The following is an 18,964-nucleotide window of genomic DNA, read 5'->3' on the forward strand; positions in this document are numbered from 1 at the left end:
TATAATGGAACAATCCAGACCAAAACTATGGACGAAAGATTTCATCATCGTCTCATCCATTAATTTTTTCATCACACTAATCTTTTATTTACTGATGGTGACACTGGCCATCTATGCTGTAAATGAATTGGATGCATCTACAAGCCAAGCTGGACTCATATCAGGTATCTTCATAATCGGAACATTGATCGGACGTTTGTTCATTGGCCGTTTCATCGATTCGATCGGCCGTAAGAAAACATTATTCATCGGGTTGATCTTTTTTACGTTGACGACCATTCTTTATTTCGTCGATCTTGGAATTGGCTTCCTGCTCGTTAACCGCCTGATCCATGGGATGGCAATGGGGATGGCCAGTACCGCGACAGGAACGATCGTCGCCCAAATCATACCGGCTACACGTAAAGGCGAGGGCATCGGCTATTACAGCATGAGCGCGACACTTGCAACGGCAATCGGACCATTCATCGGTCTATATATGGCTCAGCACACAAGCTTCCAAGTGATTTTCAGCTTCTGCCTGGCCTTGGGACTGATCAGCTTGCTTACAGCATTCTTCCTGTATGTACCAGCATTGAAAGTAACCGCAAAAGCGGCAGAAAGCAAAGGGTTCAAGCTTTCCAATTTTATCGAACCTAAGGCACTGCCCATCTCATTGATTACTTTAATATTGGCATTCTGCTATTCCAGCGTCCTTTCTTTCATCAGCTTCTATGCCATTGAAATCGACCTGGTCAATACAGCAAGCTTCTTCTTTGTCATTTATGCTGTGGCTGTATTATTATCACGCCCTTTCTCAGGACCATTAATGGACCGAAGGGGAGCAAACTTCATCATGTATCCGGCTTTCATGATATTCGGTGCAGGCTTGCTGCTTTTAAGCATTACGACCAATAGCTTCACTTTATTGGCGGCTGGATTCCTTATCGGCCTTGGCTTCGGTAATATGCAATCAAGCTCGCAGGCGATTGCGGTTAAACTGACACCGCCTCACCGTATGGGGATGGCGACATCGACCTTCTTTATCATGCTTGATGCAGGTCTTGGGTTCGGCCCATATATTCTCGGTTTCATCATTCCTATCACGGGCTATAGCACGCTCTATGTCATCCTGGGCGTCGCTGTCATCGCAACTTCCGTTCTGTACTTCTTCCTGCATGGCCGGAAAGAACGGGCAGCAAGAGCATCAATCGCTTCAGCTTAAGACAAAAGGGCCGGGAATGATTTCATTCCCAGCCCTTTTTTATACATTCATCTTAGATGGAGAGAAGTGGGATACAGCCATTTTGCCTGATGAGGTCGAATCCAAAATGAAAGGTCCCTTCATTAATGAGGGGACCTTTCGCTTCATTATTTAACTTCGAGGTTACTTATAGAAAACCCAGTTTTTTGTTCGTTCTTCTTTTTGGCAGCATGCATGACCGTTTCACCTTTATATAAAGTTTTTCCTGTCTTTAAATCAGCGATCAGTAGGTGTGCAGGTTTGTAAGTTAAGTTCTCACCCATACCGCTTCCTATTAAGAAGTACACACGCCCATTTTTAATCGCAACGTAGTTTGCTTCTTCTTTACCAACAGCTAAGTCCAGCTGTATGTCATTCGTTAACGCTCCACTGCTTATGTCAAATGTCTTCATTTGATATTTTCCGGATTTGAAAGCAATTGCGTATAGGTTTTTCCCATCCGTATAGCCGGATCTTGCGATGTCCAAATTAAGCGATTCTTTCTTGGCACCCTTGATCGTTGATAATTTTTCCGTGTCATACTGGTAAGAGAACAGCTTGCTTTCTTTTAGCTTTTCCTCATAATCACCTTCCTGATGATTTACGCCTTTCATGATTGAAAATAGGATCATATTGTTTGGCTTTGAAGGTGATGTGTTCACTGGCATTTCAAAGTCCACTTGATTCGGGTACGTAAAGGTTTCAGAGACAAGGGTCTTGTCGCTCACAACCTTTTCATTGGCTAAATCGATCGTATACAGATGAATCTCTTTCGTTTGCTTATCATCGTTCGAGTACACATCGATCATCGTGAATACTTGCAGCTTCGAATTGATCAGCTGAACATCCCTGACTTCCGCATTCATTATTCTCTCTTGATGGGGAAGGTCGATGCGGAAGGACGTTTCATCTTTACCTTTCTTCTCCAGTACACCGATATTCAACTCCGCATTCATTTTCCCGCTCTGCGTGTATTCCCTATTCAACGAAGCATAAGCGAGGAAATCATCGTCCTCATAAAAGGAATCGATGAGGTCCTTCCCGCGCATGAACGAACGATGTTCCTTTACCAATCGTTCAATTTGAACATCATTTCTGTCAGACCAGAATGGCCTATCTCTTTCATATTTGGTTTGATTGGATTCAATCGTCAATGGATCATAAAAATTAGGATGTTCAAGTGTTGCTTGTACGATGACCGGATCAAGCTCTTTAACACTGCCTTCACTCGTCTTGAATGTATAAGTTGGCAGGCTTGAAGCGGAGGAAGCTACTTTAACATAATAGGTCCCGATGCTTAAGAGGACAACCAAGCATATGATGATGCTGCATAAATAACGTTTCACCTTGTTCACTCTCCTTTTTGATTGTTTTTATACGGTTACACGGTTTTTCAATAACCATGAACCAAGCCAAATCGATAACCCTGTCACAATGATTCCCAATGTGAGCAGAAGACCTAACAATTCACTTGGGTAAAAATGGAAAGTTCCACTTTCGTGTATAAAAATAGGCGTTAAAAACAGCACAGCGGAAATACCGGCATACACCATTGCCACTAGAATTCCTTTCATGCGGAAACTCCGTTCAAACATGATCGCCGTGAATAATACCGACATGATCATAAGACCGGTTCCATAGGAAAGCAGGAACGTCGTGAATGTACTTGGAATGATCAGCATCAGTACCTGATTTGCTTTGGCTATGGAGGAAGTTGACAGTTCCATATTCAAGAACGCTTGCGGCACGCTTGAATTGAATAGCGCATTTTCCATCGGTAATAAGATAAGCTGCCAGGCGATCAGTCCCAATACCATCAGGAAGATGGCCGTAGCTTTGGAAAGATAGATTGATAATCTGGATGTCGGTAACATCAAGAGGCGATAGATGAATGTGTTCTTGCCGAACCAATCACGATACCAGATTAAAAAAATGTAAAAAATGAGAGCAACGGCGCTTAACGCAATCGGGCCTAGAAACCAAAGGGTATTGGCGATATGGGTAAAATCAATGCCTCCATATTCACTAAGATAAGCGGCTTCCGTTAGCTTTTCCTGCAGCATGATATCCTTGGCATTATTAAGAAGACTCTTCGTCACGATCAGTACCCCGGCAAATTGCGACAGGACGGTGATCAGCAATAGGGTAAGATAAATTTTACTAAAACGGTTGATTTCAAAATTGACTAGCTTCATATAACGCATCATGCTTGATACACCTCTCTCATTACGTCGACTACCGATTTCCCTTCTTCTTCACGCATTTCTTCGGTATTGAATTCTTTAAGCACCGTCCCGTTATCCAATAAAATGACTTTGTCGATCAAATGCTCGATATCACCGATTTCATGGGTCGTGATGATGACGCCCCTGTCCTCGATGAGGTGGCTCGCAAAAACATTGGCGATCTGCTCGCGGCTGAATATATCGATTCCGGAAAACGGTTCATCCATCAGGACATAATCCACGTCAAGCGACAGTCCCAGCATCAGGTTAAGCTTGGCCGTATTGCCTTTGGACAATTCCGAAATGCGGCTTTCCTCCTTCAGCTTGAAGAATTCAAGCAATTGAAGGGCTCTTTCCTGATTCCATGAATGATAGAAATCTTCCATGAACTCCATTGCCTGCTTAACCGTCATTTGCGGAAGCATCGTCGGAGCGTCTGGAATGAAGGTGATTTTTTCATAGCTGTCTTTTGTCATTTTTTGACCATTGATCAATATTTCCCCTTTATATGGCGTCAGGCCCATGATTGCTTTGAGTGTCGTCGTTTTACCGACACCATTTATCCCGATCAAACAGGTGACTTCGCCTTTATTGGCGGTAAAGGATACACTGTCCAATATTTTTTTGCGGCCATATTTTTTGGAAACTTGTTTTACCTCGATCATTTTCCTTCCTCCTCCCTTATTTCTTCCGAGTATTTTTCCTTAACGACACGAAGCAGTTCATCGACTGGCACATTAATCGGACGGATCGCATCGACAAAAGAATCGACGGCTTCCAAGATCAGCTCCTGCCTCACAGCCTGTAATACCGTTTCATTCGTCGTGATCTGACTGGGGAAATTACGTTCAGTGTGAATCAAGCCTTGTTCCTCCATTTCTTTATACGCTTTTTGAGCAGTATTAGGATTTATGTTCAATGTAGCCGCCAGTTCTCTTCGGGAGGGAATCTCCTGCCCTGCAACGAAGCTGCCAATGGCTATTTGTTCTTTAAAATGACGAACGACTTGTAAATATACCGGCTCCCGGGTATTAACGTTCATAAAACCACCCCCTAGTTATAAAAAGTCTGATTTGCTTTGTTGTGTGTATGTACTACGTGGTTCATACACCTTATAGATGTACTATACTCGTAATACACCTTCTCTGTCAACTTTATTTTTCAAGCAACAACCCCGAATGCAAGGCAATCGGGGTTGTTGCTTCTATTTCAATGAGTCTGCACTATCCTTGACAAATTGTTCAAAGGTAATCGGGGCATGTCCCAATATTTCCTGTAAATCACTTGTCACACGCTTCGCGAAACCGATTTTCGCTGTCGTGTAAATCCCCACCATTACGACGATTTTGTCCGTGCTTATTCCCTTTTTTCGGTATGTCTTCCAAAATCCAAGAATGCTTGGATTGGAATAAGTGAAGCGTTCCCCTGTTATTGCACTGATTATTTCGGCGACCTCTTGATACGATAAGGCTTCATTTCCCGTTAAGTCATAAGCTTTCCCTCGATGCTCTTCATGGATCAACGTCTTCATGGCTGCCACGCCTATATCACGGACATCGATGAAGCTCGTTTTTCCTTTGCCCGCCGGAACATATATATCGTGTTTCTCCCTTAACTCTTCACCATGCTCTGTAAGCAGGTTCTGCATAAAGAAACTCGGACGCAAAAATGTGTAGGGAATATGTGATTCCAAGATGATTTTTTCGATTTTGGCATGTGGGACGATTTTGTTTTTGTCGGCACCGAGCACAGAAAGAAACACGATATGTTTCACATTCTGCTTTACCGCCTCTTCTATGAACGGACGAAAATATTTATTGGCATCAGCAAGATGCGGAGGGCGCATCAAAAAGACGGAGTCGATTCCCTGTAACGCTCCGGAAAACGAGGAAGCATCCTCAAAGTTCAAATAACGGTCACCATGATCACGTCGGTGGCTTGCCGTTACGAACGGAATGCCTTCGGATTGCAGGTGATTCACTACTTCCCTTCCTACATTGCCGGTCGATCCTGTAATTAAAATCAAAAGTTTCACCTTCCTATTATTGGCTTGATGCTAGATTTTCCTTTCAAGGAATAAAGTATGTGGCGAAATGAACGAGTATCTACTGAAATAGATGATGCAGCAGGCGATCTTTATCCTCAAAAAACTGCTTCATCAACAAATAGTGATCAGACTCCTCCAATGCCACTTCATTTATTCCAGCCTCCGTAATTTGGAGGATTTTTGCCTCTGGATAGGCCATGAGAACCGGGGAATGGGTGGAAATGATGAACTGGGACCCTTGATTGACAAGCTCGTTGATCCTGGCGAGCATCGACATTTGCCTCAACGGGGACAAAGCAGCCTCAGGCTCATCGAGGATATACAAGCCATTGCCTTGAAACCGTTCTACGAAAGCCGCGAAAAACGATTCCCCATGTGATTGTTGATGCAGGGACTTTCCACCGAAGGAATCGATGATTTTCGGCCCAAACGCCTCCCTGTCCAGTTCTTCTATATTCGTTGCCAAATTATAGAACGTTTCTGCCCTAAAGAAAAAATGGTCCTGCGGTTTATACACGCCCTTTTTCAAACGGAGGTATTCGTCCAAGTTGGAGTGGGAGTCATAATTGGAAAAATTGAAATTCAACGTCCCGCCCTCTGGATTGAAGCCGTACGCAATCGCAATACCTTCAAGCAAAGTCGACTTCCCCATGCCATTTTCCCCAACAACATAGGTTACATTCGGATGGAAGGCCAATTCCTGAAGATGGTTAATAACCGGCAGATTAAGCGGGAAAAAGTCATAAGAAGAAATGCGCTCCCGATTCAGGTACATGCCCCTGATGTATTGTGTATCATGATGTAACTTCATCCCTGTCACCTCCCATTTCAAAAAACATCTCTGTCACCATTTGCCCGAATCACCGAACGCTTCGCCCTTTCATCAATCACCTTGATGAACTCATTTTTCCCGTTTACGTACTCCTCCATATCGGTTGGGAATTCGGCAGCCAATCGTAGCTTGAGCTGACTATACTTTTTGGCTTCATGCGGGTGCGCCAGCATATAATCCCGAAAAGCGAGATGCCTGGCAATATCCTCATGACCCGTTTGGAACATATGTACATGATGTGACCGCTCATCCCCGCCTTTACTGAAAAACCTTCGGCCAGCAATGCCATTCTCTCCCATTGCCTTATAGCCAAACTGCTCCATCTCTTCATTAAAGTCAACGACGCGATCGATGCTCCGAACAACTGCCAATATATCTACGACTGGCTTGGCATGAATGCCCGGAATGGCCGTACTGCCAATATGAGATACTTCTATCACTTCATCGCCGAATATAGCCTTTAAGTTTTCACATTCATCACGAAATATGCTCTGCCACTCCTTCTTATGTGCAACGACCTCGACTCTTCTCATATAAACCTCCTTTTTGAAATGGATGCTTTTTATAAATTTGGGGTTCGTCTGTGCTTGGTAGCCTGTTCGAAGGCATATGCCACTTTCAGTATAACCCCTTCACTATAAGCGGTGCCGGCGAAGGTCACACCAAATGGCCTGCCGCTTTTCATGAATCCTGCAGGCATGGCTATGGAAGGGTACCCAGCTTTCGCACAAATGGTAGAACCTATGTAAGATGGAAAAAGAATTGCATCCAGATCATACTTCTTCAAGGCAAAATCAATGCCCTGGTCCTGAGAAAAATAAATGTCCTCCAATTTCGCATTCAAGTATTCAGGATTTCTTAACGTATCGGTCAGGCTTTCTCTATTTTCCAATTTATTTTGCCCATACTTCAATGCACGCCCGCCCATGCCCTTATTAAATGCAATTAATTCCGTAATGGAATGAACCGGTATGTGCGGCGGCAGCTTCGAAAGGAAATGATCCAAGCTAGCTTTTAACTCATATAAAGAAACGGCCCAGCTCCATTCCCGATTGAATGAAGGAATGTCTATATCATCGATGACGAAGGCCCCTTCATCCTTCAAGGTTCGAACAACATCGTTAAATAAGGTTTCATCATATTCGGCCGATGCATGAAACTCGTCATGGGCCCGATTGCATACACCGATCTTGGCATTCCTTAAACCGTTTCGATCTAAATATTCCGTATAATCCGATACAAGACTCCCTGCGCTTTTATGTGTTGCGGCGTCAAGCTCGTCAATCCCCGCTAATGCTCCCAATAGAATCGCAGCATCGGTGACGGTTCTTGCCATCGGTCCTGCCGTATCCTGTGAATATGTGAAAGGGATGATTCCCCTGCGGCTCACCAGGCCAATGGTCGGTTTTATCCCTACTACGGAATTCGTAATCGATGGACTCAAAATGGATGCGTCCGTTTCAGTGCCTACAGATAATACCGTGAAATTCGCAGCAGCCGCCACCGCCGAGCCTGAACTGGACCCTCCAACATAAAGGTTCGCATCCCCATACGGGTTCAATACTTGTCCGCCTCGTGAACTGTATCCGGCCCACATCTCATCGGACATCCCATTCGCCAGCTCGGTCATATTCGTCTTACCGAGGATAACGGCGCCTGCTTCCCGGAGCCTTTTAACAAGAAATGCATCTTCCTTGCTGTTATAATTCTCAAGCGCAATCGTCCCAGCACTCGTATGCATCTTATCATTCGTTTCGATATTGTCCTTCAATACAATCGGGATGCCATGCAATGGTCCCCTGATGCCCTTGGATGCTCGTTCATGATCCAATGCTTCAGCAATGAAGAGGGCATCAGGATTTACCTCAAGAATGGAGTTCAGTTTAGGCCCAGCTTGATCAAAATTGGCAATCCGAAACATATAATACATCGTTAGCTCTTTTGATGTTATGTCTCCTTTTTCCAAGGCGTATTGTATCTCATCTATCGTTAGCTCTTCTTTGAAAAACTCTTTAAATGGTATCGTCATCGACATTGATCCCCTCTATTTGCGGATGAGGCACTTCCTCATTTGCCTTCTTCAGGACGTTCTGGATAAAAGGAGCTTTCGCCTCCGTGTATCTCGTCCTGTCATTTGGATGCTTTTCGGCTAAGTGCTGCTTCAATTGCTGATATTGCTTCCGCACCTCAGGATGTGCGCTTAGATAATCCCTGAATGAAAGTTGATCCTTCCACTGTTCACTCCCGAATATATAGAAATGCAAATGATGCGTACCCGCCCGCCATTGACCTTTTCTAAAAAAACGCCTGTCGGGAAATTCCTTATGCGGGATAAATTCATACCCGATCGACCTTAACGGCTGAATGAACGACTCCACCTCGTCTAAATGCCGGACAGCAGCCATGATATCCAACACCGGTTTTGCTGCCAACCCTTTGACGGATGTACTGCCAATATGTTCAATATATAGGCGATGACCGTGTAACACTGTCATGATCCTCGTTTTTTCCTGATGAAATTCGCTAATCCAATTGGGGTTATATTGTTCGATAATGATCTGCTTTTCCATTCAATCCCCTGCTTTTCATGTCCTGTAAACGGTCATTTTTCGTCACGCGACCAGTTGACCATTGGATCCTGAACACTTGGTTCATAGTAAGTCCCGGCATACACCTTTTCCGCTCCCGTCACTTTATTCCTTCGAATGACCGTGTATCTTCCTTTATCATAATTTTTCGTAAGATAATAATTCCTCTGTGAAAATCCTTTTTCCGGTCCCATAAATGTGGAGGTATAGTTGAATACCTCGGGCTTATTCAGACTCTCCTTCACCACGGCTTTAATATTAAGCGGAGTATCCTCAAGCTTGGCATCCATCCGGACTTGGAGATCCTTTGTCTCCTCTTGTCCTGAAGGGACGGATGTTATGCGGATCGTTTCTTCGGTTCTTGCCGAGAATGACTTCGTGACGCTGTATGAATAAATGATTTTCATCGAGCTTATACTGCCTTTCAATTTGCTCGCTGTCTCAGGCATGGCAAAGCTCATTAGAAAAAAGAGTGATATGGATACAACGAGGAAGCTAAGCGAAATCTTTTTCATATGTCCTCTTTCATGACGATGTATTTGTTACCCAATCTTCATCATTCAACATGTTTCATTTCTTTTGGAGTAACCCCAAATTTAGCGATTAAAAAAATGGCTAGAAAACTGAAACAACTGAAACTAGTATTCTCGCTTGTTAAAAATCCAGTCGGAATGATCCGTAATCCCAATAAAAGATTCAACACATAAAAAACAAGGAAACCCGCATAAGATAGGCAGGCCAAATCGTTTCCAATGACGCTTCTCTTGTAATGGGCGTGATCGCATCCCTTCTCGATCCTGATTCTACTGCATTGCCTAATTTGCCTTAAGAGACCATAGGTGAAACCGATAATCAAAATGAACACGAGCAGATAATCAATGATTGCTTCCTTCAATTTGTTATCCTCCTTGTTAAAAAGGGTATTGCTTATAAAAAGTCTACCAACCATTGGAAAATATTACAATCGAATCTTTGTGAACATTCAATTACCTAATAAATAATAAACAGAAGTCTTTTTTCTCATGGCTTAGTTATATTTACACCTAACCATTAACAATAATTACATAAAAGTGTATGCTTGTTTAACATCCATCACATAAGGGGTTTAGCATGAAAATATTTGTAAAAGCAGTCTTATCGTTATGTATGGTTCTTTATCTATTGATTTTGACAAAGTTAATCTTGTTCAAGTACATCTCGATAATGGATATGAAAGATCATATTCGTTTTACCTTCCATGAACGCTATTGGGGTTACCATAACTTCATACCTTTTAAAACCATTTTCCAGTACATCTTCACAGAGGATATCAACACAACCATCCGGATTGACAACATTGTGGGCAATATCATTGGGTTCATACCATTCGGCTTCATGCTTCCTTTACTCTCAAAAAGGGTTTCCCGATTCAAATCGATCGTTATTGCCACATTCGGTTTAAGCTTCACCTATGAGATCCTTCAGCTTTTATTTGAATTAGGCAGTTTTGATGTCGATGATTTAATCTTGAATACTCTTGGCGGGGTTATAGGATACTTGCCGATCAAGATCGTTCACATCTTCAACAAAACGAAAAACGGCCGATCCATTCGAGGTCATGCCCAATGACAATGAGCTACTACCCTTTGATTTTCCATACTCCTCCAGCCGATTTTTATATTAAGAATGGGAAACCCACTATATAAGGGTTTCCCATTTTGATTGCATCCTGCATTACATGCCATTTCCACGATAAATGAGTTGCACAACGCCGGAAGCGAATGTTTTTGTATGGACCAATTTCAAATTCACCCTCTGTTTCATATCAATGAACATCGGTTTTCCTTCTCCCAAAATAACAGGGTGGACAGATAATCTGAATTCATCCACAAGCCCCAGATTTATAAAGGTTGTAATGAGACTGGCTCCGCCATACAGCCAGATGTCTTTACCTGGCTTATTCTTCAATTCACTTACTTCTTCCAATATATTTTCATTAATGAAGATTGCTTGATCATCAGATCTCTTTTGTGTTCTGGAAAACACATATTTGTCTTTACGATGAACCAAATCCCAAATTTCTTTTTCGGTATCAGATTCGTGCGCTTCAGGAATATATTGTCCCCATAGATCATAGCTCTTCCTGCCGTAAAAAATGGCATCGATCTGATTCAGGAAATTCGTGAACCCCATATCAGGGTCCATGATGCACCAATCGATTTCGCCATTTTTCCCTTCAATAAAACCATCCAATGTAACGGCTAAATCCAAAATGACTCTTCTTTGTTTCCCAGTAATGGGCATCATTCTTCCTCCTTAATCTCATTCAAATATTGCTTCTTCTGCCCCATAGAATGAGCTGCACACTTCCTGCACCCGAATATCCGTTCTTATTTGATTATAACAAGTACCGAATGACGTATCAAACATCGCCTGTTTCCAATAACAGTCCAATGTAAAGGCCATGAAACATCCTCATCCATAATAAAAAAGCCACCAAGTTGGCGGCCCTCATTGTCGAAGAAATGGATTGTGCCAGCTGACAGTGGCTTCAATTCAAATCTTCAAATCCGTATTTTTCAAATGTTTTCATGGCTGTTGGCGTTTGGAGATAGTCATAGAATTGCTTTGCTTCTTTGGCATGTTTTTGGTCATTGATCAAGCCTACCGGATAGATGATTGGATCGTGTAGATCATCCTTGGCTGTTGCGACCAGCTTAACTTTGGATGAGCTCAGTGCATCCGTTTTATAAACGAGTCCAGCGTCTACATTTCCCGTTTCGACATAAGTGAGCACTTGCCTGACATCCTTGCCGTATACGACTTTATCTTCAATTTCTTTCCATAGATTACTGTTTTCCAATGTTTGCTTCGCGTACTGCCCGGCCGGTACGGATTCTGGTGTACCAACGGCAATTTTGTCTGCCTTGGTGAGGTCACCGATCGACTTCAAACCTTTATCGGAATCCTTCGGTACTACGAGCACCAGCTTATTGCCGACTAAATCGATTCCATTTTTCTCATCGATAAGATCTTCATCTACTAATTTTTCGAATTTATCTTCTGCGGCCGAGAAGAACAGATCGACAGGTGCCCCTTGGGAAATTTGTTGCTGAAGGGCTCCTGAGGCCCCAAAGTTATAATTAACCTTCACATTTGGGTGGTCTTTTTCAAAGGCGGCCTTTATATCCGTCAAAGCCTCCTGCAGGCTAACGGCAGCTGACACCGTCAACTCGACTTGCTCGCCGTCTTTTTGTGTCTTGTTTTTTCCCTCGTCATTCGAGCAGCCCGTCCCGATCATCACGAGCAGCATCATTGCAAAAATCAAGAAATGTAATTTTCTCAAAATCATTCTTCCCTTCACCTATTTTATATCTAGTTATATCTAATTATAACTGGTTATAAATAGTATAAAACGAATTTATGTTTTTAATCAATCCCCCTTTCTTTGAGAATTTACTTTTTTACGGGCACTAAGCTACAATAAGGAAGGAGGGATGCACATGAAACAGGAGCTATCCTATACAATCGAAGAAGTTGCACAGCTATTGAAAGTATCCAAATTGACGATCTATGATCTAGTTAAAAAAGGGGAACTGCCTGTATTTCGCGTTGGCAGGCAAATGAGGATGGATGCAAAGGACTTGGAGAAGTATATCGCCGACAGCAAGTCTCCAGCCTATACAGCGCCTGGGCCAAAGCGGGCCGAAGCAAAGGATGCCTCCCCCCTTGTCATCAGCGGACAGGACATGGTGCTGGATTTACTTGGGCAGTATATCGAGAAAAATTCCGGCCATAAGGCATTACGATCCCACAAAGGAAGCTTGAACGGATTGATTTCCATGTACAATGGCGAAGCGGAAATCGTCAGCTTACATATGTTCGATGGTGATACAGGAGAATACAATCTTCCTTATATAAAAAAAATCTTGGTTGGCCATCCCTACATTTTGCTTAACCTCCTTTCAAGGAAGGCAGGCTTATACGTAAAAAAAGGGAACCCCTTCAAGCTCGCCACCTGGTCAGATTTAAACAATGATAAGCTGACCTTCATCAATCGGGAGAGGGGATCTGGTGCAAGAATCCTTCTTGATGAGCAGTTACGGATCAACAACATTCCGGCTAAAAACCTTAAAGGATATGAAAACGAGGAAACCAACCATTTAAGTGTCGCATCGGCCGTTTCATCCGGGGCTGCGGACGTTGGTGTTGGAATTGAAAAGGCGGCTAAACTGGTTGGAGTCGATTTCGTTCCACTGATAACGGAACGCTACGACCTTGTTTTATTGAAAACTTCAACAAACGAGGAGCTCATCACTACCGTCAAAACGATATTGACCTCGATTCCGTTTCAAGCGGAAATCGATGCTCTAGGTGATTATGATATTTCGAGGACCGGCTCCGTCATTCACGAGACATTTTAAAGAGGAAGGCTACTGCAGCAGCGGCCTTCCTTTTTGCTATCGGCGGCTCCATCCGACCTAAAGGGCACATTCTTCTATTTCAAACCCGAGATCTTCGATGATGCCCCAATCTGCCGTCGGTTCTTGACCGGCTGTCGTTAAATAATCACCGACAAAGATGGAATTGGCGGCGTAAAGGGCCATGGGCTGCATCGATCGGAGGTTGACTTCACGTCCCCCTGCGAGACGGATTTCTTTACTTGGGTTAACGAATCTCATCATGGAAATCAATTTCAAGCATGTATTGGGAGTCAGCTCGGAGGTTCCCTCAAGCGGCGTACCGTCAATGGCATTGAGAAAATTACAAGGAATCGAGTCCGCATCCAGACCGCGAAGGGAAAGGGCGATTTCCACTGCCTCCATTTCAGATTCCCCCATACCGAAAATGGCACCTGAGCAAGGGGACATGCCGGCATCCTTTACAGCTTCGACCGTTTCCACCCTGTCCTCATATGTGTGTGTCGATGTAATTTTCCCGTAGTTTTCCTGTGATGTATTCAGGTTGTGATTGTAGCGATGAACCCCGGCAGCTGCTAGTTTCCCGGCATGCTCTTCATTCAGGAAGCCTAAGCAGCAGCAGATTTTGAGGTCGGTCGTTCCGCGGATTTCCTTCACGGCTTCGATGACATGATCTATTTCCCGGTTCGTTGGACGCCGTCCGGAGGCAACGATGCAATACGTGCCCGCTTTACGGCGGATCGATTCTTGCGCACCCTCGACAATCTTCTCTTTGGTCAGCCACGCATATTTATCGATTGGTGCCTCCGAGACGATCGACTGCGAGCAGTAGCCGCAATCCTCTGGACATAAACCCGATTTCGTATTGATGATCATATTCAATTTCACCTTTTTCCCATAATGGTGCCTGCGGATGAGGTAAGCTGCATTCAAAATGTCCAAAACCTCATCATCAGAGGCTTGTACGATCGATAAAGCCTCTTTGGCTGTCACTTCATGCCCCTTGATCACGCTTTCGGCTAACCTCTTCCAATCGCTTACTACTGTTTCCATATTCAATCCCTCTTTTCCATTAACTATTATCATTTCATCCAATTGGTAACGTCTTATCCACACTATCCGTATCATTGGCACGGATTGCTTTGAACGCAGATATAACGTGATCGATATGTCGCTCCCGATGCTGCGACATCAAGGTGAGACGAATGCGGGAAGTCCCATCCGGAACTGTTGGCGGTCGAATCGCGGGTGCATAAATTCCATGCTTATGTAATTCCTTTGAAAGGAGCGTGGCTTGCTCCGGCTTCCCGCAAATGATGCCAAGAATCGGCGTTTCTCCCCCCGTCACCGTGTAGCCTAGGGAGGTTAATTCCTCATAAAGATGCCGACTCATGTTTTGAAGGCGCACTCTGCGTTCAGGTTCGGTCATGATGATATCGACTGCAGCCGATGCACCGGCGACTACGCCAGGAGATAGTGCGGTAGAGAAGATGAATGGTCTCGCTTTATTTAAGAGATAGTCTATTAAAGACCTGCTTCCTGCAACGAAGCCTCCTTCCACTCCTATCGCTTTGGATAGTGTCCCCATCTCGATATCCACCTTCCCCTTCAATCCAAAATGCTCGGAGGTTCCCCTGCCGTCCTTGCCCAACACACCAGTCGCGTGTGCATCATCCATCATGATCAGGGCTCCGTAGCGTTTGGCAAGATTGACGATGCCAGGGAGCGGAGCGATATCACCATCCATCGAGAAAACGCCATCGGTCACGATCAAGGTTTTTTTGAAGCCTTGATGGCCCTGCAGTTTCAATTCCAAATCGTCCAAATCAGCGTGACTGTATATCACGGTTTTTGCACGGGATAGACGGCAGCCGTCGATGATGCTCGCATGATTGCCTGCATCCGATAAGATAAGATCACCCTCACCTACAATGGTCGTCAATACTGCCATATTCGCCATATATCCTGTATTCAGCACGATCGCCGCTTCCGTTTGCTTGAATTGTGCCAGTTTTCCTTCAAGGGCTTCATGGATGATGGAATGGCCAGTGGTCAATCGGGAGCCTGTCGAGCCAGCCCCGAATCTTTCGGTCGCCTGTATCGATGCCTCGATCACTCGTTGATCCTGTGCTAGTCCCAAGTAATTATTGGAGGCAAACATCAACATTTTTTGTCCATTCACCAAAGCCTGTCCATCATCGTTCAACGTTTCAACCGAGCGTAACTTTCGATATAGTCCCTTTTCTTTTAACGCTGCCAATTCCTGCTCCCAAATCATCCTGCAGCACCCTCGTCACTCATCAATCGTGCGATCATATACGAACCTCCCATTCTATTATATGTTAACTAAATAAATAAACAGTTAACATATTTACGAATAATATCATACAATAAATTATTTTCCAATCACTACTTCTCACCTTCTTCCTTCCCCGTCCGTTTAATCGCTGCATATCAAACACTTATATGTTAACTAAATAATAAAATAGTTGACATATAAAATATCAATCAGGCAAACTAGTAGTGGGCATTTTGCCTGCCATTTTAAATAAAGGAGGTTAATAACGTGAAAGCAAGATCGATTTCTTATGTCGCCCTTTTTACTGCGTTAACGGCAATTGGCGCCGCCGTTAAAATACCTGTCCCTTACATCCCATTCACGCTGCAGATTCTGGCAGTCTACTTGGCAGGAGCATTGCTTGGGCCCCGCCTTGGCTCACTCAGTATATTATGCTACGTCGGGATCGGACTCCTCGGGGTGCCGGTGTTCGCGGAGGGCGGGGGATTGGGTTACCTATTCAAACCAACTTTCGGGTATTTGCTCGGATATATCCTTGGAGCCTTTGTAAACGGCTGGCTGATCTACCGTTTCAATCTCTCGGCGATCCGTTCCATCTTCCTTGCTAATGCCGCTACATTGCTGACCGTTTATTTATTCGGCTGCATCTGGCTGTATGGCGCAATGAAGTGGGTGGCACAAGCGCCGCTTTCCCTCTACCAAACGGTGCTTTACGGCTTCATCATACCGGCACCCGGTGACATATTGCTGTGCATACTATGTGCCGTCATCATACATCAAGTACGTCCGCGCCTATCAAAATATATCAACGTAAAGGAGCTGAATCACCCATGGGCCAAGCCTACTTTATAACCGGAACCGGAACGGATATCGGGAAAACGATCATCACAAGTGCCCTTTATCTATCACTACAAGCATTGGGGAAAAGCGTCACGATATTCAAGCCTTTCCAAACCGGAATCATTGAGGAAAATAATACATACCCGGACATTTCCTGGTTCGAGGAAGAACTCGGTGTTAAAGATACAGGATTTTATACACTTGAACCTGAAACCTCGCCGCATTTGGCGATCAAATTGACTGGACATCCAATCGATGAGAAAAAAGCCGTGAAAAGGGTCCGTGAACTTGAGGGGCTGTATGACATCGTTCTGGTCGAAGGTGCAGGTGGATTGGCCGTACCGCTCATTGAACGGGAATCTGATTTCTATATGACGAAGGATTTCATCAAGGATTGCGGCATGCCTGTCATATTCGTGTCAACATGTGGATTGGGTGCGATTCATCAAGTCGTGACGGCGCAATCCTATGCCCGCACCCACGATATTCCTGTTAAAACGATCATTTATAACCATTACCGGCCAGAAAATCTAATACATCGCGACAATATCGAAACGATCGAAAAGCTGACAAATCTAGAGGCTCTTGCCTGCCTGCCCACGTTTGCCGATGTCAGAAAAGACTTGAGGCCCCTAACCCTCGACCTTCTTGATGACCAGGGATATATCCAACAACTGAAAGAGGTGTTCACAGCATGAACCATAATTTATTGGAGCAATGGGATAAAGAATATGTCTGGCATCCGTTCACCCAAATGAAAACGTATCGCGAAAGCAAGCCGTTAATCATCGAGCGAGGTGAGGGCAGCTACCTGATCGATGTCGAGGGCAATCGCTACCTCGACGGCTATGCTTCCTTATGGGTGAATGTCCACGGCCATAACGAGCCGGAGCTCAATGGTGCCCTTATTGCACAAGTGAACAAAATCGCGCACTCGACGCTGCTCGGATCAGCAAATGTCCCTTCGATTTTGCTGGCAAAAAAACTGGCGGAGATCACACCCGGGCATTTATCGAAGGTCTTCTACTCTGACACAGGATCCGCGGCTGTCGAAATCGCCCTTAAAGTCGCCTATCAATATTGGCAGAATATCGATCCCGACAAGTATCGGCATAAAAACAAATTCGTCTCCCTTGACGAAGCATACCACGGCGATACCGTTGGAGCTGTAAGCGTGGGCGGCATGGACCTATATCATCGGATCTTCAAGCCCCTCTTATTCGAACGCATCTCCGTCCCTTCACCATATGCCTATCACATGACTGAATACTTCGATACAGAAGCGGTGAAAAATCATTGTCTGAACGAATTGGAGAAGCTGCTGCAGCAGCAATCCGCACAAATTGCCGGCTTGATCATCGAGCCGCTTGTCCAGGGCGCGGCAGGCATCATCACCCATCCAGATGGTTTTTTGAAGGAGGTCGAAATTCTATGCAGGCAGTACGATGTCCTTTTGATTTGCGACGAAGTGGCGGTAGGATTCGGACGCACCGGTACGATGTTCGCCTGCGAGCAAGAAGATGTCGTACCGGATATCATGTGCATGGGCAAAGGGATCACTGGCGGCTATATGCCCCTTGCGGCGACCATCATGAACGATCAGATTTTCCAATCGTTCTTGGGAGAGCGTGAGGAGCATAAAACCTTTTATCATGGCCATACCTATACAGGGAACCAGCTCGCCTGCGCATTGGCGCTGAAGAACATCGAGCTGATGGAGGAGCGCGGGCTAATTCATGACATCCAGAAGAAGGCCAGGCAGCTTACAAAAAAACTCCAGGCGCTATACGATTTTCCCATCGTCGGCGATGTCCGCCAGCGCGGGCTGATGATAGGAGTGGAAATCGTCAAAGACCGCCAAACAAAAGAGACGTTCCCGCTTCAAGAGAATATCGTTTCCGAAATCATCATTAAGGCACGGGAACATGGACTGATCATCCGGGAGCTTGGCCCCGTCATCACGATGATGCCGATCCTGGCCATGTCCGAAGCGGAATTGACTGCCATGGTCGACACGGTTTACCGCTCGATACAAGAAGTGGTTCTCGAAAAAGGATTGATCCAAGCAGCAAACTAAAATCGAAAGAAACCGGAACAAGTACATCGTTCCGGTTTTTTTTGTAGTTTGCCATCCTGTCCCTATGCCAAATATGACGCTTCAATCAAACAAAGGAATCTCCGGCGGTATTCCCGCCTCTGGCAGAAAGTAAATGAAAATGGTCAAACAAATGATGAATAAGGAAAAGATGAATGCCCCGAACGAAATGCCCAAGCTGTATTTCTTGCCTGCCAAATATAAGCTGATCAAAAAACTAGCACATCCGATGGTCAAGCATAGGATGGCACCGGCATACGCGTTCAACGTCGGGAGAATTCCCGTGAGGTAAAGCAGGATGAAGGCAATTTGCAGAAATATGCATATGCCAAGCAGTCGTTTCATGTGTATCTCCTTACGCTTCATTTGGAATGAGCTCGTATATTAATTATGACGAATCCCCTTTTTATCCGAAG

Annotated in this window: 23 protein-coding genes; 6 read left to right on the forward strand and 17 right to left on the reverse strand. The window is 44.6% G+C overall.

Annotated elements, in window-relative coordinates:
• Positions 1–4: 4 nt before the first annotated feature.
• Positions 5–1,204, forward strand: a complete 1,200-nt coding sequence (locus ABE28_RS20335; protein WP_064462712.1) for an MFS transporter — start codon at positions 5–7, stop codon at positions 1,202–1,204.
• Between the two features lie 146 nt (positions 1,205–1,350).
• Here the strand turns inward: ABE28_RS20335 and ABE28_RS20340 are convergent, their stop codons facing one another.
• The 11 genes from ABE28_RS20340 to ABE28_RS20390 form a co-directional block, all read right to left on the reverse strand.
• A complete protein-coding gene (locus tag ABE28_RS20340) occupies positions 1,351–2,568 on the reverse strand; it encodes a hypothetical protein (protein WP_064462711.1) in 1,218 nt (405 codons plus the stop codon).
• A gap of 27 nt (positions 2,569–2,595) precedes the next feature.
• Positions 2,596–3,429, reverse strand: coding sequence for a hypothetical protein (locus ABE28_RS20345; protein WP_064462710.1), 834 nt, complete (start codon positions 3,427–3,429; stop codon positions 2,596–2,598).
• The gene (locus ABE28_RS20350; RefSeq protein ID WP_064462709.1) at positions 3,426–4,112 is read right to left on the reverse strand and encodes an ABC transporter ATP-binding protein; all 687 of its coding nucleotides are present in this window, start codon (positions 4,110–4,112) and stop codon (positions 3,426–3,428) included. Before ABE28_RS20350 ends, ABE28_RS20345 begins: the two co-directional genes overlap by 4 nt.
• The gene (locus tag ABE28_RS20355) at positions 4,109–4,489 is read right to left on the reverse strand and encodes a GntR family transcriptional regulator (protein WP_064462708.1); all 381 of its coding nucleotides are present in this window, start codon (positions 4,487–4,489) and stop codon (positions 4,109–4,111) included. The genes ABE28_RS20350 and ABE28_RS20355 overlap by 4 nt, the downstream gene beginning before the upstream one ends.
• A gap of 162 nt (positions 4,490–4,651) precedes the next feature.
• On the reverse strand, positions 4,652–5,473 hold the full coding sequence (locus ABE28_RS20360) for an SDR family oxidoreductase (RefSeq protein WP_064462707.1): 822 nt from the start codon (positions 5,471–5,473) through the stop codon (positions 4,652–4,654).
• A gap of 79 nt (positions 5,474–5,552) precedes the next feature.
• A complete protein-coding gene (locus ABE28_RS20365; protein WP_064462706.1) occupies positions 5,553–6,305 on the reverse strand; it encodes an AAA family ATPase in 753 nt (250 codons plus the stop codon).
• Positions 6,306–6,322: 17 nt separating this feature from the next.
• Positions 6,323–6,859: a GrpB family protein gene (locus ABE28_RS20370; protein WP_064462705.1), complete on the reverse strand. Its 537-nt coding sequence runs from the start codon at positions 6,857–6,859 to the stop codon at positions 6,323–6,325.
• Positions 6,860–6,888: 29 nt separating this feature from the next.
• Positions 6,889–8,355, reverse strand: coding sequence for an amidase family protein (locus ABE28_RS20375; protein WP_064462704.1), 1,467 nt, complete (start codon positions 8,353–8,355; stop codon positions 6,889–6,891).
• Positions 8,339–8,896: a GrpB family protein gene (locus ABE28_RS20380; RefSeq protein ID WP_064462703.1), complete on the reverse strand. Its 558-nt coding sequence runs from the start codon at positions 8,894–8,896 to the stop codon at positions 8,339–8,341. Before ABE28_RS20380 ends, ABE28_RS20375 begins: the two co-directional genes overlap by 17 nt.
• A 32-nt stretch (positions 8,897–8,928) precedes the next feature.
• Positions 8,929–9,429, reverse strand: a complete 501-nt coding sequence (locus ABE28_RS20385; RefSeq protein ID WP_064462702.1) for a hypothetical protein — start codon at positions 9,427–9,429, stop codon at positions 8,929–8,931.
• 41 nt (positions 9,430–9,470) lie between these two features.
• Complete coding sequence (locus ABE28_RS20390; protein WP_083232173.1) at positions 9,471–9,809, reverse strand: hypothetical protein; 339 nt, start codon at positions 9,807–9,809, stop codon at positions 9,471–9,473.
• A gap of 215 nt (positions 9,810–10,024) precedes the next feature.
• Between ABE28_RS20390 and ABE28_RS20395 the strand changes: the two genes are divergently transcribed.
• A complete protein-coding gene (locus tag ABE28_RS20395) occupies positions 10,025–10,522 on the forward strand; it encodes a VanZ family protein (RefSeq protein ID WP_064462701.1) in 498 nt (165 codons plus the stop codon).
• Between the two features lie 105 nt (positions 10,523–10,627).
• Here the strand turns inward: ABE28_RS20395 and ABE28_RS20400 are convergent, their stop codons facing one another.
• The 3 genes from ABE28_RS20400 to modA all read right to left on the reverse strand — a co-directional run bounded on the left by ABE28_RS20400 (position 10,628) and on the right by modA (position 12,239).
• Positions 10,628–11,197: a dihydrofolate reductase family protein gene (locus tag ABE28_RS20400; RefSeq protein WP_064462700.1), complete on the reverse strand. Its 570-nt coding sequence runs from the start codon at positions 11,195–11,197 to the stop codon at positions 10,628–10,630.
• Positions 11,198–11,215: 18 nt separating this feature from the next.
• Positions 11,216–11,359, reverse strand: coding sequence for a hypothetical protein (locus ABE28_RS25280; protein ID WP_156775854.1), 144 nt, complete (start codon positions 11,357–11,359; stop codon positions 11,216–11,218).
• An 85-nt stretch (positions 11,360–11,444) separates the two neighbouring features.
• Complete coding sequence (gene modA, locus ABE28_RS20405) at positions 11,445–12,239, reverse strand: molybdate ABC transporter substrate-binding protein (protein ID WP_064462797.1); 795 nt, start codon at positions 12,237–12,239, stop codon at positions 11,445–11,447.
• A 157-nt stretch (positions 12,240–12,396) separates the two neighbouring features.
• Here modA and ABE28_RS20410 point away from each other — a divergent pair, with 157 nt between their 5' ends.
• Complete coding sequence (locus tag ABE28_RS20410) at positions 12,397–13,317, forward strand: helix-turn-helix transcriptional regulator (protein ID WP_064462699.1); 921 nt, start codon at positions 12,397–12,399, stop codon at positions 13,315–13,317.
• A gap of 57 nt (positions 13,318–13,374) precedes the next feature.
• On the opposite strand, the gene bioB is transcribed toward ABE28_RS20410, so the two are convergent.
• Both bioB and bioF read right to left on the reverse strand, forming a co-directional pair.
• Positions 13,375–14,367, reverse strand: a complete 993-nt coding sequence (gene bioB, locus ABE28_RS20415) for a biotin synthase BioB (RefSeq protein ID WP_064462698.1) — start codon at positions 14,365–14,367, stop codon at positions 13,375–13,377.
• A gap of 34 nt (positions 14,368–14,401) precedes the next feature.
• Positions 14,402–15,592, reverse strand: a complete 1,191-nt coding sequence (bioF, locus tag ABE28_RS20420; RefSeq protein WP_064462697.1) for an 8-amino-7-oxononanoate synthase — start codon at positions 15,590–15,592, stop codon at positions 14,402–14,404.
• A 288-nt stretch (positions 15,593–15,880) separates the two neighbouring features.
• Between bioF and ABE28_RS20425 the strand changes: the two genes are divergently transcribed.
• Genes ABE28_RS20425 through bioA form a run of 3 tightly spaced genes read left to right on the forward strand, consistent with a single transcriptional unit; the run spans position 15,881 to position 18,530 of the window.
• A complete protein-coding gene (locus tag ABE28_RS20425; RefSeq protein ID WP_064462696.1) occupies positions 15,881–16,465 on the forward strand; it encodes a biotin transporter BioY in 585 nt (194 codons plus the stop codon).
• A complete protein-coding gene (gene bioD / locus ABE28_RS20430) occupies positions 16,444–17,151 on the forward strand; it encodes a dethiobiotin synthase (RefSeq protein WP_064462695.1) in 708 nt (235 codons plus the stop codon). Before ABE28_RS20425 ends, bioD begins: the two co-directional genes overlap by 22 nt.
• Positions 17,148–18,530: an adenosylmethionine--8-amino-7-oxononanoate transaminase gene (gene bioA, locus ABE28_RS20435; protein WP_064462694.1), complete on the forward strand. Its 1,383-nt coding sequence runs from the start codon at positions 17,148–17,150 to the stop codon at positions 18,528–18,530. The genes bioD and bioA overlap by 4 nt, the downstream gene beginning before the upstream one ends.
• 81 nt (positions 18,531–18,611) lie before the next feature.
• Here bioA and ABE28_RS20440 read toward each other — a convergent pair whose 3' ends face one another.
• Complete coding sequence (locus ABE28_RS20440; RefSeq protein ID WP_064462693.1) at positions 18,612–18,893, reverse strand: hypothetical protein; 282 nt, start codon at positions 18,891–18,893, stop codon at positions 18,612–18,614.
• Positions 18,894–18,964: the final 71 nt, after the last annotated feature.

Origin of the sequence: Peribacillus muralis, assembly GCF_001645685.2 — a bacterium.
Classification (GTDB): Bacteria; Bacillota; Bacilli; order Bacillales; family DSM-1321; genus Peribacillus; species Peribacillus muralis_A.